At 44.1% G+C, this 14,515-nt stretch carries 12 protein-coding genes; 9 read left to right on the plus strand and 3 right to left on the minus strand.

What is annotated here, in order from left to right; translation table 11 throughout:
• Positions 1-274: 274 nt before the first annotated feature.
• A complete protein-coding gene (locus tag M2135_RS00005; RefSeq protein WP_280746508.1) occupies positions 275-2,287 on the minus strand; it encodes a glycoside hydrolase family 97 protein in 2,013 nt (670 codons plus the stop codon).
• 28 nt (positions 2,288-2,315) lie between these two features.
• Positions 2,316-3,698 carry a Gfo/Idh/MocA family oxidoreductase gene (locus tag M2135_RS00010; RefSeq protein WP_280746509.1) on the minus strand — a complete coding sequence of 461 codons (1,383 nt, stop codon included), beginning with the start codon at positions 3,696-3,698 and terminating at the stop codon, positions 2,316-2,318.
• A 231-nt stretch (positions 3,699-3,929) separates the two neighbouring features.
• Here M2135_RS00010 and M2135_RS00015 point away from each other — a divergent pair, with 231 nt between their 5' ends.
• From M2135_RS00015 to galE, 9 genes are all read left to right on the plus strand, one after another.
• Complete coding sequence (locus M2135_RS00015) at positions 3,930-5,480, plus strand: DUF3078 domain-containing protein (protein ID WP_280746510.1); 1,551 nt, start codon at positions 3,930-3,932, stop codon at positions 5,478-5,480.
• A gap of 923 nt (positions 5,481-6,403) precedes the next feature.
• The gene (locus M2135_RS00020; RefSeq protein WP_280746511.1) at positions 6,404-6,826 is read left to right on the plus strand and encodes a SoxR reducing system RseC family protein; all 423 of its coding nucleotides are present in this window, start codon (positions 6,404-6,406) and stop codon (positions 6,824-6,826) included.
• Entirely contained in the window at positions 6,823-7,743 is a 921-nt protein-coding gene (locus M2135_RS00025) for a Fe-S cluster domain-containing protein (protein ID WP_280746512.1), read from the plus strand. The genes M2135_RS00020 and M2135_RS00025 overlap by 4 nt, the downstream gene beginning before the upstream one ends.
• Positions 7,744-7,750: 7 nt before the next feature.
• Positions 7,751-9,082 carry an electron transport complex subunit RsxC gene (rsxC, locus tag M2135_RS00030; RefSeq protein WP_280746513.1) on the plus strand — a complete coding sequence of 444 codons (1,332 nt, stop codon included), beginning with the start codon at positions 7,751-7,753 and terminating at the stop codon, positions 9,080-9,082.
• Between the two features lie 96 nt (positions 9,083-9,178).
• Positions 9,179-10,135, plus strand: a complete 957-nt coding sequence (locus tag M2135_RS00035; RefSeq protein WP_280746514.1) for an RnfABCDGE type electron transport complex subunit D — start codon at positions 9,179-9,181, stop codon at positions 10,133-10,135.
• A gap of 2 nt (positions 10,136-10,137) precedes the next feature.
• Entirely contained in the window at positions 10,138-10,833 is a 696-nt protein-coding gene (locus tag M2135_RS00040) for an RnfABCDGE type electron transport complex subunit G (protein ID WP_280746515.1), read from the plus strand.
• Entirely contained in the window at positions 10,826-11,410 is a 585-nt protein-coding gene (locus M2135_RS00045; RefSeq protein WP_280746516.1) for an electron transport complex subunit E, read from the plus strand. The genes M2135_RS00040 and M2135_RS00045 overlap by 8 nt, the downstream gene beginning before the upstream one ends.
• Positions 11,411-11,421: 11 nt before the next feature.
• Positions 11,422-11,997: an electron transport complex subunit RsxA gene (gene rsxA / locus M2135_RS00050; protein ID WP_280746517.1), complete on the plus strand. Its 576-nt coding sequence runs from the start codon at positions 11,422-11,424 to the stop codon at positions 11,995-11,997.
• Positions 11,998-12,022: 25 nt separating this feature from the next.
• Positions 12,023-13,057 (plus strand): UDP-glucose 4-epimerase GalE, encoded by a 1,035-nt coding sequence (gene galE, locus M2135_RS00055; RefSeq protein WP_280746518.1) that lies wholly within the window; start codon positions 12,023-12,025, stop codon positions 13,055-13,057.
• Between the two features lie 65 nt (positions 13,058-13,122).
• Here the strand turns inward: galE and M2135_RS00060 are convergent, their stop codons facing one another.
• The gene (locus M2135_RS00060; protein ID WP_280746519.1) at positions 13,123-14,514 is read right to left on the minus strand and encodes a TolC family protein; all 1,392 of its coding nucleotides are present in this window, start codon (positions 14,512-14,514) and stop codon (positions 13,123-13,125) included.
• Between the last annotated feature and the right edge of the window lies 1 nt (position 14,515).

Below are 14,515 nucleotides of genomic sequence, written 5' to 3' on the forward strand. Positions count from 1 at the left end.
GATCCGTAAAAAAGAACACTTTTTACAGATCAGGCAAAAAGCAGTAAACAAATCAGGCATACACTGGCTGGCAGAAAGTCTTCCGAACATGACTGGGTGAAACCCGGGGTAGACAATCAAATTCACTCACATCAACCCTGAAAAGGGTTGAACCCACTTCGGGGTTCTAAAAAAGAGTCGTAGTTATCTACCCCGGGTTTCACCCGGGGTTATGCATATTTTACCCCTTACGGGGTATCTGGCAGAGATGTATCAAGTAGAAATATAAGTAATACTATCTACCCACCGGAGATATCCGTGCACTCCATCCGCCGGCAGGGGCCATTTTAATGATCCGCTTATCCTGTGCAGACAACCGGATCACTTCACGTTTATAATCGGTTGCTTCGACATCTGCATTGATGCCGTCAGCAAATATTTCGGCTTCAAAAGAACCGCTTCCGAGGAAGGAAAAGTCGATATTCAACTCCCGGTCGGTCCAGTTGGTCATTCCACCAACATACCACACGTCCCCTTTTCGGCGAGCCATCAGGATATATTCGCCGACTTCGCCTGAAAGAACAACTGTTTCATCAAATACAGTCGGCACTTGAGCTATAAAATCGGTACATTCCTGCTCACGCATATAAGCTGTCGGACTATCGGCCAGCATCTGCAACGGCGCTTCATAAATGGTATACATGGCCATCTGGTGCACACGTGTCCCCTGGCTCATCGGATGATCATTGATGGAACGATACGTCTTACGCGTCGCATTCTTCATGGCTCCCGGTGTATAGTCTAACGGACCGGCCAACATACGGATGAAAGGAATTGTCACATCATAACGAGGCATATCATCTCTGATTTGTCCATTAATGATAGGCGCCCATTTAAAGTTCTCCAACCCTTTAACCCCTTCAAAATTGACCACGTTCGGATAGGTACGTTGTATGCCTGTTGCTTTCATCCCATGCAGGTCGAGCAACAGTTTATGTGCCGCTGCATCCCGGGCAATCTCATACATCGAACGAATCATCTCCTGATCGTCGCGATCAAGGAAATCAACTTTAAAACCTTTTATCCCCATAGCTGCATAATGCGGGAAAACAGTGTCTTTCTCGGCGGCCATCAATCGCCAGCTTGCCCAAAGGATGACATCGACCCCTTTCTGCTTGCCATGTGCGATGATTGCTTCGAGATCGATCTCCGGATTCAAGACCATCAATGAACCACGGCTCCATCCTTCGTCGATAATGATATATTCCAGTTTATTGGCCGCTGCAAAGTCGATAAAGTATTTGTAAGTCGGTGTATTCATGCCCGATTTGAAATCGACATGGCTCAGGTTGGTCGTATTCCACCAGTCCCAAGCCACTTTACCCGGTTTGATCCACGACATATCTTTGATACGCGACGGTGCTGCCAGTTTCTGCATCATATCGTTATCGGCCAGTTCGGTATCTTTACTGCTGATCACAACAGCACGCCAGGGATAACTCCGACGACCGGTCGTCTTTGCGATATAATCGGCCCGTTTAGTCGGGACAATATTCAAATTGTTATGCCCACCGATCTTTCCTTCAAGCGGATAAGGAGCAAAGGCCCCTTTCAATCCATGTGAAACGGAACGATCGACCAACAGAAACATTCCCGGATAATCTTCAACATCACCCTCCATCACAGCTGCTTTCTTTCCGTTACCCAAATCGACTAACAGCGGAACAATCGCCAACGAATCGGTAGTCATCTCCGACAGCCGGATCTCATCATAGTATGATTCGAACGAATAAGTATACCGTTCACCGCCACGCATATCATTAATATACGGGACGTATGCTTTATGGTCGGCCGCAAAATTAAACTGTATTTGCTCTTCCTGAATAGTTAACTCTCCTTTGCGGGTAGTCCGGAACCGATAAGCGACTCCCTCATCATATACCCTGAACTCAACCGTATAATTATCACGTGTCTGAACGATCAGTTGGTGATACTGATCGATTACCCGGCTTTTTTTATAGAAAGGGGTATCAAAAGAGGTATCAACTGTGGCCCGAAGAATCTTGGAAACGCGGGGAGCCTCTCCCAGAATTTCACCGGTAGAGAGGGTCATTGAAAGTGCAGAAGGAAGTATCACACGGGTCTCCCCGTGAGTTACTTCCCAAGAGATCTCATCCCCTACATGTACTGTCAGTTTAATTAATCCATTTGGTGAAAAAGTGTCATAGGATTTAACCGATTGTGCATAGGCAGTCGTTAAACTTCCGCATAACACGATAAGCAATAAAAGAATATTTTTTGGTTTCATAAACGAATAATCTGATTAAAAATAGAACTTATACGATACGGGTATACTGTTTTTCAACCTGTGGATCGATAGTAGTCAGGCTTCCTATTTTTACCGGTTGTCCGGAAGCAATACTTTTCCGTGCAGCTATTCCCACAAGACAGGATAAAGCACCGTCTCTTACTCCGGCACACTGTTTATACGGATCGGCTGTTCCCGGTATAAAAATTTGGTCTTGCAAAAGCTTGTCACCTCCACCGTGACCCGAAGAACTGAAAGGGATCTGGATATATTCACGTCTGGAGAAATTACGGAACAACACTATCTGGTCGTAATTGACATCATTCTGCGGCCTCGACTCCTCAATCCAGGCATCGATACGCCCTTTTGTGCCGTTAAAGGCAATGCGATAACCTTCATAAGGAGAATAGGCGGTCAAAGAATAAGAGACCTGAACACCGTTCATATACTTAATAGTTGCCGCCATCTTATCATAAATATTGACATCCTCCCGGAAGACACATCCGTCACGGTGATATCCGTCATATTGTTCGTTATCGACATAGAGTTGCTTATAATAATCATTCTTCATGATATCAAAATAGAAATCACACTTTTGAGTATGTGGGCAACTCCGGCAATTGGTGGAACGGAAGCTTCCATTCTTCCCATACCAATCCAATGCACCTAAGGCATACACACTCTCCGGATCACTTTCGATCCACCAGTTCAATAAATCAAAATGGTGGGTCGCCTTATGCACCCAAAGCGAGCCACTCTGTTCGACCAACCGGTGCCAGCGCCTGAAATAATCGGCACCATGCGATGTATCAAGATACCAATGGAAATCAACAGACGTTAATTCACCGATAGCCCCTTCGCGTAACAATTCCCACATCTTGACACGATGAGGAGAATAGCGGTAATTGAAAGTCACCCGGCAATTTTTCCCTGTCCGTTTTTCGGCATCCAGGATGGCTTGTATCTTTGTTTCATCGACACTCATCGGTTTCTCGGTAATCACCTCAACGCCCAACTCCATCGCACGAACAATAAAGGAATGATGGGTCGCATCGACAGTACAGACAATCAACATATCAGGTTTAGCCTCCCGCATCATCTGTTCGAAATCGGTATATGTCGGGCAATCCACTCCCATCAACCGCTTGCCTGTGGCCAACCGTCCGGCGTTATGATCACACAACCCAACAAACTCCAGATAATCGGGATACCCCTTCACCAGATCGCGTCCCCACATACCGACACCTCTTGATCCGGTACCGATTAACGCAACGCGTTTCTTCTTAAGTGGATTGGGCTGATGTATGACAGGTGCTGCCTTCAGTCCGTCCAACGGATTTATCAAACTTGTTCCTGCAATTGCTCCTGATGCGGCCAGAAAATGGCGGCGTGACATGTGCTGTTTTTCCATGATTGTTAGAATTTAAGTATTAAGTGTTTTTCATTCGAGCCATAAAGATATAAATTAGAATGATTCCGCTGTTATCCAATGATTGTCATTTTATACGAATCCATCTCTTTTGTAAAAGAATCCCCCCTTGATAATATACGAATAGACGAACTTCACCGTTAAAAGATTGGCTGTTTGATTCTTTTTGAATAATTTTGCAACCATCGGAACTAATCTAATTTAAGTTGAAGCATGAGGATGAAAAGGTGTAGTATATCTTTTTTTATACTATTCATTGGATGTATTGTAGTAAACGCTCAGGAATCGACTATCCCGACTGTACTGACCTCCCGGAGAACTGTTTCGGCAAACAGAACGGATGGGGTCATTCGCACCCCTTTCAATAAAAAAGATTTAGACAAGATCGTCGATCTCCGTTCCCAATTCGAACAACAAAACAAAACATATTCCAAGCCCTCTTCTACGCCACAGGGCATATTACGTTTCTTGAATAAAGAGAAACTACAGCTTTCCGAAGAAGCCCGTTATTGGATCAATCTGGAGAGAGATGCATCCACCCAGTTTGACGAACATATGACATTCAGGGATACAATCATTGTTAACCCGTTATTTATGCCGTTGGTATTCAGGGGAGAGACCATCCCGGATGATCTGACCTTCTATGATAAAGATTATTTGAAAAACAAAGGGATAAAACGTCCGTTTGAGACCGCTGAATATCCATTTATTGCCGAAGAGATAAAAAAGAAAATCCGGACAGAAGCGTCCCGAAACATCCGGATGAATAATCCGGAATATTACGCCTATACCCAAAAGGATATGCCCGATGAGGTCATTCGCCCCATTGAAATAAAAAAGGAGATTGCCGAAACCGCACCTATTATTGTTGAAAAAGAGGCCAATTTTGATGATGTCAAAGCACCTGTTAAGTTTATCCCCGAACGCCAGTACTGGCAATCCGGCTTTGAGAGTGCGATTCAGTTTTCACAAAACTATATTTCTAAAAACTGGCACAAAGGGGGAACCAGCAATATGAACCTGTTTACCAAAAACAGCCTGACGTATAATTATCAGAAAGATAAAGTTCAATTAACCAACCGGATAGAGATAAACACAAGTGTAAATAATGCCCCTAAAGATACCCTGCGCAGTTATAAGATCGGGGGGGATGACCTGTTACGTCTTCAGAGCACTTTCGGTTATAAGGCGTACAATAATTGGTTTTATACGTTCGACTCCGAATTCAGGTCGGCCATGTTCAACAGCTATACCGAAAATTCAGAGCAAAAGCAAGCCGCTTTTCTTGCGCCATTACAACTCAACCTCGGTCTGGGTATGAAGTACGGATTGAATAAGCAGTTTGCCCGGAAAGACCGGAAGCTTGCATTAAATGTCAACGTCGCACCGATCTCTTTCACCTACAAATACAGCCGGATAAAAGACGGAGAAGTATTGGATCTGGGTCGCCACGGGTTCAAAAAAGATCCGGATACAGGCCTGTTTGAAAACACACTAAGCACTTTCGGTTCTACGGTAAAAGCCGACTTTACAGTCTCTTTCAATAAAAATGTAAGTTGGCAATCCCGCCTATTGTACAACACCTCCTATGAAAAAGTAGAGGCCGAATTTGAAAATACCCTCGTCATGGCCATCAGCCGTTTCTTTTCGACCCGCATTTATCTCTACGCCCGGTATGATGACTCTTCCGACAAAAAGGATAGCGACTTCGGGTACTTCCAAATCAATGAGTTATTGAGCTTTGGGTTTAATTACAAATGGTGAGGGTGCGGTTCGATGTTTATCGAATCAATCATTTAAACAACAGAGGTCGCATTATTAATCTGTTTTGGCTCGTTCTGAACCCAGTTATTTTATCACTCACCAGATGAACATAAAACGAATCCATATCATACCCGCTTACACCGCATTACTTGTATCATTTTATTCTTAAAAATCAGTTATTTGTAACATAAATCAACAAAATCGCATTTCTTACTAACGCGTACTTTACCCAATTCGACTGAAATAGCGCCCGATTTTATACCTTTCGGGCAAAAAACAGTCTGTTTGTACCGATTTGTTCTGCATCTCCCCTCCAATTCATTGAGAAGATTTTTAAAATCATGCAGATCATCTTGAAGAAGCATCTAAATAGTTCGAACAAGTCATCAGCATCATTTTTTTGAAAGGTCGAAAACGGCTAAAAAAACAGTCATAAAACCGTTTTTTCTCTCCAGAATACCTCTTTTTTCAGATCGAAAAAAGAGGCCGTTATAGATTAAAAATCAACCTCGCTTATAAAATTAAACCCCTAAATCCTTCCCGTTTTTCCGAGCAGAGTTGTATGGGACGCGATAGAAACGAATGTCGAAGGGGTTCAAATGACAAATTGCTAAAATTGACATTATGTAATGCGACCTTTTTTTAAAGAGAAAGAGATTGCCGACATCTGTTTCGTTTTTGATGGTTTATCGGGAACCGATGTAAAAAAACCGGATTACAAATGGTAAGTTTATGACCCATTACAGTTAAAAGTTGTTAGCGGATTTAGCCTTGGCGAAACAGTTCTTTTTTTTATCCAATCTTTTTATAACACCTGTTCATTACGTGCTTTCAATCAGAAAAATATAATCTTTGTTAATCATCATAACATAATCAAATAATATTTACTTTTGCCCTGATTTTGCAATGTCGACATTACAACCATGAGCGAACATATCTGTCATAATGGCCTCATTGAACGCATTGAAAAGAATGTTGTTTTTGTACGTATCGTACAGCAATCTGCTTGTTCAGGATGTCATGCCCGTTCGATGTGTGTTGCCTCGGAAAGTAAAGAGAAGATTATAGAGGTAGTCGATTCTTCTGGGACTTACCGTGTTGATGAAGAAGTTATTATTTGCGGAGAAAGCAGCCTGGGCCTTCAAGCGGTATTACTGGCGTTTGTTTTTCCGTTGCTTTTAGTACTTTTAGCGATTATAGTAGGTATCTCTCAGTGGGAAGAACCGATAAGCGCATTGGTCGCTTTAGGCTTACTGATACCTTATTATACTGTTTTATACTTGTTACGCGATAGACTAAAAAGAAGATTTGTATTTACCTTAAAGAAAACAGAAAACATATCATGATATTAATAGCGGTCATTTCATTAGGGTCAATTGGTGCAGTCGGCGCCTTGTTGCTTTATGCGGCTTCAAAAAAGTTTGAAGTGTATGAGGATCCGCGAATAGCACAGGTACAAGATGCGCTCCCAGCTGCGAATTGTGGAGGTTGTGGATTCCCCGGCTGTGCAGGTTTTGCCTCAGCATGTGTCAAAGCCGATTCACTGGATCATCTCTATTGCCCCGTCGGAGGAACAGAAGTGATGTCAAAAGTCGCCGCTATCCTGGGTAAAGAAGCTGGAACAGCAGATCCCATGGTAGCGGTTGTTCGTTGTAACGGAACCTGCGCTGCCCGGCCTAAAACCAATCAGTACGACGGTGCACAAACATGTGCCATCGCTTCCGCCCTGTATGGGGGAGAAACAGGGTGTACTTATGGCTGCTTGGGTTTCGGAGATTGTGTGACAGTCTGCGATTTTGATGCGATACATATCAATCCTGAGACAGGCTTGCCGGAAGTGATTGAAGATAAATGTACCTCTTGTGGCGCCTGTGTGAAAGCGTGTCCGAAAAGTATCATTGAACTGAGGAAAAAAGGACCTAAGTCGCGTCGTGTTTTTGTCAGCTGTATCAATAAAGACAAAGGAGCATTGGCACGTAAGGCCTGTGCAAATGCGTGTATCGGCTGTGGAAAATGTGTGAAGGAGTGTCCGTTTGAAGCGATTACCCTGGAAAATAATCTGGCTTATATCGATTATGACAAATGTCGTGTATGCCGCAAATGTGTACCGGTTTGTCCAACCGGCGCTATATGGGAAGTGAATTTCCCTCCCCGCAAAGAGAAAGAAGCTGTTCAGAGTAACCCGGAAGAGGGGAAAACCCCTTCGTCGGAACAAACACCGGGAACAGACGGAACAACAGAAAAAATAATTCAACACAAATAAGGTGCGTATGCTAAAGACATTCAGAATCGGAGGTATACATCCGGCCGACAACAAACTTTCCGCCGGCAAAAAAATAAAGATTCAACCCCTTTCAAAGCAGGTGATCATTCCATTGGGACAACATATTGGTGCACCCGCACAAGCCGTTGTCAAAAAAGGGGATGAAGTAAAGGTAGGCACATTGATCGGGAAAGCGTCCGGTTTTGTATCTGCCAATATTCATTCATCTGTTTCCGGGAAAGTCAATAAAATAGATCAGACATTGGATGCCAGTGGATATAGACGTCCGGCGATCTTTATCGATGTCGAAGGGGATGAATGGGAAGAGACGATTGACAGGGATGCAACCCTATGCAAAACGTGCTCACTCACTTCAAAAGAGATTATTGATAAAATAGCCGAAGCAGGTATTGTCGGTATGGGGGGAGCGACTTTCCCTACTCAGGTCAAACTGATGCCTCCTCCGGGGAATAAAGCGGAAATTCTGATCATCAATGCGGTAGAATGTGAGCCTTATCTCACCTCCGATCATTCGTTGATGCTGGAAAAAGGGGAAGAGATCCTTATCGGCGTTTCATTATTGATGAAAGCCATTGAGGTTGAAAAAGCAGTGATCGGTATTGAGAACAACAAAACCGATGCGATTACCCACCTGAAAAAACTGGCTTCCGATTATAAAGGTATTGAGATCATGCCATTGAAAGTTCAATACCCGCAGGGGAGCGAAAAGCAATTGATCGATGCCGTCATAAGACGTCAGGTAAAAAGCGGCGCACTGCCTATCTCTGTCGGAGCAGTGGTTCAGAATGTAGGAACAGCTTTTGCTGTCTACGAAGCCGTACAGAAAAATAAACCGATGATCGAACGGATTGTGACGGTCACCGGAAAAGCGTTGTCCGAACCCTCTAATCTGCTGGTCAGAATAGGAACGCCTATTGGCGAACTGATAGAGAGTGCCGGAGGCATTCCGGAAGATACCGGCAAAATTATTGGGGGTGGACCAATGATGGGAAAAGCGTTGACGACGGTTGAAGTGCCTGTTACGAAAGGGAGTTCGGGTATTTTGCTGTTGACGAAAAAAGAATCGGTTCGCAAGCCGATGAAAAATTGTATCCGTTGTGCCAAATGCGTACAGGTATGTCCTATGGGATTAAATCCGACTCAACTGATGACAGCCACGGAATTTACGAATTGGGACGTTGCCGAAAAGAACTATATCACCGATTGCGTCGAATGTGGCTCCTGCAGTTATACCTGTCCGGCCGACCGTCCATTGCTGGATTATATCCGTCTGGGAAAAGGAAAGGTCTTAGGTATCATCAGAGCAAGAAAACAATAACTAATTATAAATTATAAATTATGAATTATAAATTAAGAGAACAATTCCCAGTGGGTGTTATCACTTATAATTTATAATTTACAATTAACATTTCATATGAGTAACTTATACGTATCTCCTTCGCCGCATATCCATAGTGGTGACAGTATAGACAAAAACATGTACGGTGTATTGATTGCCCTTATTCCGGCATTATTGGTCTCACTGTACTATTTCGGACTGGGAGCGCTTATTGTGACCGTCGTATCGGTTGTTTCCTGTATGCTTTTTGAATACCTGATTCAGAAGTTCCTGATGAAACAAACACCTACCTTATCTGATGGATCGGCGCTACTGACCGGTCTCTTATTGGCATTTAATTTACCGTCAAATCTTCCGGTATGGATTATCATTATCGGCGCACTGGCCGCTATCGGGATCGGGAAAATGTCTTTCGGCGGATTAGGAAACAATATCTTTAATCCGGCACTGGTCGGACGTGTATTCCTGTTGATCTCTTTCCCGGCACAGATGACGACCTGGCCGTTGCCCGGTCATTTGCCGATGAATTACGCAGACGCAGAGACAGGAGCTACCATCCTTTCTGCCATGCAATACACCAGTTCCGGATTACCGACCTATACCGATATGTTATTAGGGAATATGGGAGGAAGCCTTGGGGAGGTCGGTGCTATTGCCTTAATCTTAGGATTGATCTTCTTACTTGTACGTAAAATCATTACCTGGCATATTCCGGTTTCCATTCTATTGACCGTGTTGGTTTTTACCGGCATTATGCATGGTGTTAATCCGGATAAATATGTGAATCCTTTGATCCATCTACTCTCCGGTGGATTATTATTGGGAGCGATTTTTATGGCGACCGATTATGTCACTTCCCCTTTAAGTAAAAAAGGGATGTTGATCTATGGAGTGGGTATCGGTATTCTGACGACAGTGATCCGTCTTTGGGGATCCTATCCGGAAGGGATGTCGTTCGCGATTCTGATTATGAATGCCTTTACTCCACTGATCAATAATTATGTCAAACCTAAACATTTCGGAGGGAAATAAGTATGGGAAAATTAAAATCGACATTGCCAAATATGCTTCTTTCGCTGACGATTATCTGTTTGTCGGCAGGAGCGATCTTAGCAGGAGTAAATAAATTGACCACCGAACCGATCGCTTTATCTAAAGCGGCCGCTTTGGAAAATGCCATCCGGGAAGTGACCCCTTCGTATGATAACAACCCCTTGGAAGAGGCGTATAAAGCAGTCACCTCCGAGGGAGATTCACTCCTCATCTATCCGGCAACCAAAGAGGGGCAACCGGTTGGAGTAGCCGTGGAGAGTTATACCATGAATGGTTTCAGTGGAGAGATCCGGATCATCGTCGGATTTGATCAGGCAGGAGCCATTGTTAACTACTCCGTTCTCCAGCATGCCGAAACTCCAGGATTAGGATCAAAAATGCAGGAATGGTTTCGCACAGATAAAAACAATCAGAATATTATAGGGCGTTCGCTGGCCAATGGGAATCTCTCCGTTTCAAAAGACGGAGGTGACGTTGACGCAATCACTGCCTCAACAATTACCAGCCGTGCTTTTTTACAGGCTGTAAACAGTGCTTATAGCGCATATAAAGGAACGGACGGTTCAACCGGAGCTACGACAAATGCTGAGGAGGTTGATTCCGTAACAGAAGCCACACCTGAAGCAAATCAGGCTGACTCAACAAAAACAGAAGAAGGAGGAGCAGAAAATGAATAACTGGAAAATACTTGTAAACGGTATCCTGAAAGAGAATCCGGTCTTTGTGTTACTACTGGGAATGTGTCCTACCTTAGGAACCACCTCTTCCGCAATTAACGGTATGAGCATGGGGCTGGCCACTATGTTTGTTTTAATATGCTCAAACTTCGTGATCTCATTATTGAAAAACTTAATCCCCGACCAGGTACGTATACCGGCTTATATTGTGGTAATAGCCACCTTCGTAACGGTTGTACAAATGTCGATGGAGGCCTATCTTCCTTCCTTGTATGCCAGTCTGGGGCTGTTTATCCCGCTGATTGTCGTAAACTGTATCGTTTTAGGACGTGCGGAAGCTTTTGCGGCAAAGAATAATGTAATCCCCTCCATGTTCGACGGAATAGGTATCGGATTGGGATTCACCCTGGCTTTAACCCTATTAGGCGCTACACGCGAACTGTTCGGAACAGGGAAATTCTTCGGCCTATCCCTGATGCCCGAAGAGTACGGATCATTGATTTTTGTATTGGCTCCCGGTGCCTTTATAGCATTGGGTTATCTGATCGCGATCGTAAATAAATTAAGGAATGCATAATTGACACAAGGATGGAATATTTTATCATTTTTATTACAGCAGTCTTTGTAAATAATATCGTACTGTCCCAGTTCTTGGGAATCTGTCCTTTTCTTGGCGTATCCAAGAAAGTAGAAACAGCTGCAGGAATGGGTGCTGCGGTAACCTTTGTATTGACCATTGCTACGATTGTAACCTTTCTGATCCAGCATTACCTGTTGAATCCTTTCGGATTAGGCTTTATGCAGACAATCAGTTTTATCCTGATCATTGCTTCACTGGTACAGATGGTCGAAATCGTACTGAAAAAGGTATCTCCCGCACTCTATCAGGCGTTAGGAGTCTTTTTGCCATTGATCACCACCAATTGCGCAATCTTGGGTGTTGCCATATTGGTTATCCAGAAAGATTTTAATTTACTACAGTCTGTTGTATATGCTATCTCTACCGCAATTGGATTTGCACTGGCCTTAATCATATTCGCCGGTATACGCGAACAACTGGAAATGACTCATATCCCCAAAGGACTGAAAGGAATACCTATCGCCTTAATCACGGCCGGATTGCTGGCTATGGCTTTTATGGGATTCTCGGGAGTAGGACAATAAGTCTCTAACAAAAACAAGAAACCAAATGAAAACGAAAATATTAGTCACCGGTGGCACAGGTTATATCGGTTCGCATACCGTCGTTGAACTGCAAAATGCAGGGTACGAAGTAATCATTATCGATAATCTGTCGAATTCGACGATAGAGGTATTAGACGGTATTGAAAAAATTACCAACAAACGCCCTATCTTCATCCAAATGGATCTGAATGATAAGGTGGGTCTTCAACAGGTGTTTTCCTCACACGCAGATATAAAAGGGATCATCCATTTTGCCGCAAGTAAAGCAGTAGGGGAATCCGTTTACAAACCGCTTTTATACTATCGGAATAATATCGTGACCTTACTTAACCTGCTTGATCTGATGCCTGAGGCGGGAGTTGAAGGGATTGTTTTCTCCTCCTCCTGTACGGTGTATGGACAACCCGATATCCTTCCGGTAACAGAAGATGCCCCCATTAAACCGGCACTTTCTCCGTATGGAAACAGCAAACAGATCAATGAAGAAATTATCCGTGATACCATTTATGCCGGACTGCCTTTCAAAAGTATCATCCTACGCTATTTCAATCCGATAGGGGCACACCCTTCTGCCGAAATAGGTGAACTGCCAAACGGCGTTCCGCAAAATCTGGTTCCTTTTATCACACAGACAGCCATGGGCATACGCCAGGAGTTAAGTGTTTTCGGTGATGATTACAATACCCCCGACGGCTCATGCATCCGCGACTACATCCATGTGGTCGATCTGGCAAAAGCACATGTAACAGCTATCGACCGTCTGTTGACAAATAAGTCGGAGGAACGTCTGGAAATCTTCAATCTGGGAACAGGTATCGGTGTATCCGTTTTAGAGCTTCTCTCAACCTTTGAAAAAGAGACCGGAGTAAAAGTACCCTATAAGATCGTCGAACGCCGTGAAGGCGATATAGAGCAGGTCTGGGCCGATCCTAAACACGCCAATGAGGTTTTGGGATGGACAGCGAAAGAGTCTGTCGGCAGCACCCTATTATCAGCTTGGAACTGGCAAAAACGGCTTCGTGAACGAGGCATCCAATAATGCAAAGTAGTCAAGTAGAAGAATCGTATTATTCGTAGCTACTTGACTACTTCAACTACTTATTTTTATAATTGACCCACCGCTTTCAGGTATTCCGTTTTACTGACTTCCAGTTTAGCTTGTGCATTTACATGATCAGCATTGGCCTTTTGCCATAACGCCTGTGCTTCCAGGTAATCAGCAAGGGTTTCCATCCCTTTGTCATATTGATTTTTACTTAACCGCATATGTTCTTCTGCCTGCTGAATGGAACGGGAGGTCAGTTCGGTTTCAAATTCCGCTTCATCAAGTGCATGCTGTGCCTGAGCGACTTGCAGTGTCATTTTTTCTTCAACATCGAGCCGCTGAAGTTCAGCCATCTTTTCCTCCAGACGAGCCGACCGGACTTTATTCCTCCCCTTCCCCCATTCAAATAGTGGAACGCTGACAGAAACCAATGCAGAAAATCCACCTTTAGAAACCATCTTTTCATCATTCAACCGCAATCCATCCAGATAATTGTATCCGACCCTCAACCCGACAGTTGGCAGATAGTCACCACGCGTAAGACGTGTTTCCTGTTTTTTCAGATCGATCTGTTGGGAAAGAAGAAGGTATTCGGGACGATTAACGATATCCGCTCCCGGTAGTTCATCTAAAGCCGATCGGCTGTTCTCCGGAAAAGAACCGGAAAGTTCTAATTCGGTATCCAATGGAAAACCGATGATCTGACACAGATTCATCCGGGCAAGCCGGATCGCATTTTCCGCACGGCGCAACTGCAGGTCGGCCTCATTGAGTTTGACCTGTACCTTCAACAGATCATTCCGTTGTTTTAGCCCGACATGATAGGCATTCTCCACATTTCGTAACAATTCACCGACAACCTCTTTATACGCCTCTGCCGTTGTATGTAATTCGCGCACCTGAATATAGGTCCAGTACGCCCGGTCTGTCTCCAGAATGATCTCCGTCCGGGTCAGTTCCTGGTTCGTTTGCGACATTTCCCGGCCAATCTGCGACATACGGTAAGCCGCCATGATCTTCCCTCCGGCAAAAAGAGGCTGCTCCAGTTGCACTCCGGCCATCGCTGTTTTATTCAGACTAAACTCTATCGGCGTATCAGGCATAAATGCATATTGGTTGAAGATCGGATTGGCTTCTGTTCCGGGAATAAGATTCGGAATAAGATTCCCTGATTCATCCGGTACAAAAGTTGGTAGATACCCTCCGGGAATAGAAAAATCGGATTTCGAGGAGGCGAGATAATACATTCCCGAAGCAGAAAACTTAGGTAAGAAATTGGCTCGGTATGCTTTGACTTCCAATGCGGATTTCTCCGTCTGTCTCCCGGATATCGCGACCTGTTTATTATGTGCCAAGGCCATTTCACGACATTGTTCCAAATTAAAAACCTGTTGCGCCTGCACCGTAACAGAGAGGACATAACAACTCAAAAACAAAACAATATATTTCATG

This window comes from Parabacteroides sp. PF5-9, assembly GCF_029893105.1.
GTDB lineage: Bacteria > Bacteroidota > Bacteroidia > Bacteroidales > Tannerellaceae > JARXWG01.

What these genes read in the sequence shown, in the direction of transcription:
- M2135_RS00005 (WP_280746508.1), bottom strand. Translation starts at nt 2,287, where the DNA reads ATGAAACCAAAAAATATTCTTTTATTGCTTATCGTGTTATGCGGAAGT.
- M2135_RS00010 (WP_280746509.1), bottom strand. Translation starts at nt 3,698, where the DNA reads ATGGAAAAACAGCACATGTCACGCCGCCATTTTCTGGCCGCATCAGGA.
- M2135_RS00015 (WP_280746510.1), top strand. Translation starts at nt 3,930, where the DNA reads ATGAGGATGAAAAGGTGTAGTATATCTTTTTTTATACTATTCATTGGA.
- M2135_RS00020 (WP_280746511.1), top strand. Translation starts at nt 6,404, where the DNA reads ATGAGCGAACATATCTGTCATAATGGCCTCATTGAACGCATTGAAAAG.
- M2135_RS00025 (WP_280746512.1), top strand. Translation starts at nt 6,823, where the DNA reads ATGATATTAATAGCGGTCATTTCATTAGGGTCAATTGGTGCAGTCGGC.
- rsxC (WP_280746513.1), top strand. Translation starts at nt 7,751, where the DNA reads ATGCTAAAGACATTCAGAATCGGAGGTATACATCCGGCCGACAACAAA.
- M2135_RS00035 (WP_280746514.1), top strand. Translation starts at nt 9,179, where the DNA reads ATGAGTAACTTATACGTATCTCCTTCGCCGCATATCCATAGTGGTGAC.
- M2135_RS00040 (WP_280746515.1), top strand. Translation starts at nt 10,138, where the DNA reads ATGGGAAAATTAAAATCGACATTGCCAAATATGCTTCTTTCGCTGACG.
- M2135_RS00045 (WP_280746516.1), top strand. Translation starts at nt 10,826, where the DNA reads ATGAATAACTGGAAAATACTTGTAAACGGTATCCTGAAAGAGAATCCG.
- rsxA (WP_280746517.1), top strand. Translation starts at nt 11,422, where the DNA reads ATGGAATATTTTATCATTTTTATTACAGCAGTCTTTGTAAATAATATC.
- galE (WP_280746518.1), top strand. Translation starts at nt 12,023, where the DNA reads ATGAAAACGAAAATATTAGTCACCGGTGGCACAGGTTATATCGGTTCG.
- M2135_RS00060 (WP_280746519.1), bottom strand. Translation starts at nt 14,514, where the DNA reads ATGAAATATATTGTTTTGTTTTTGAGTTGTTATGTCCTCTCTGTTACG.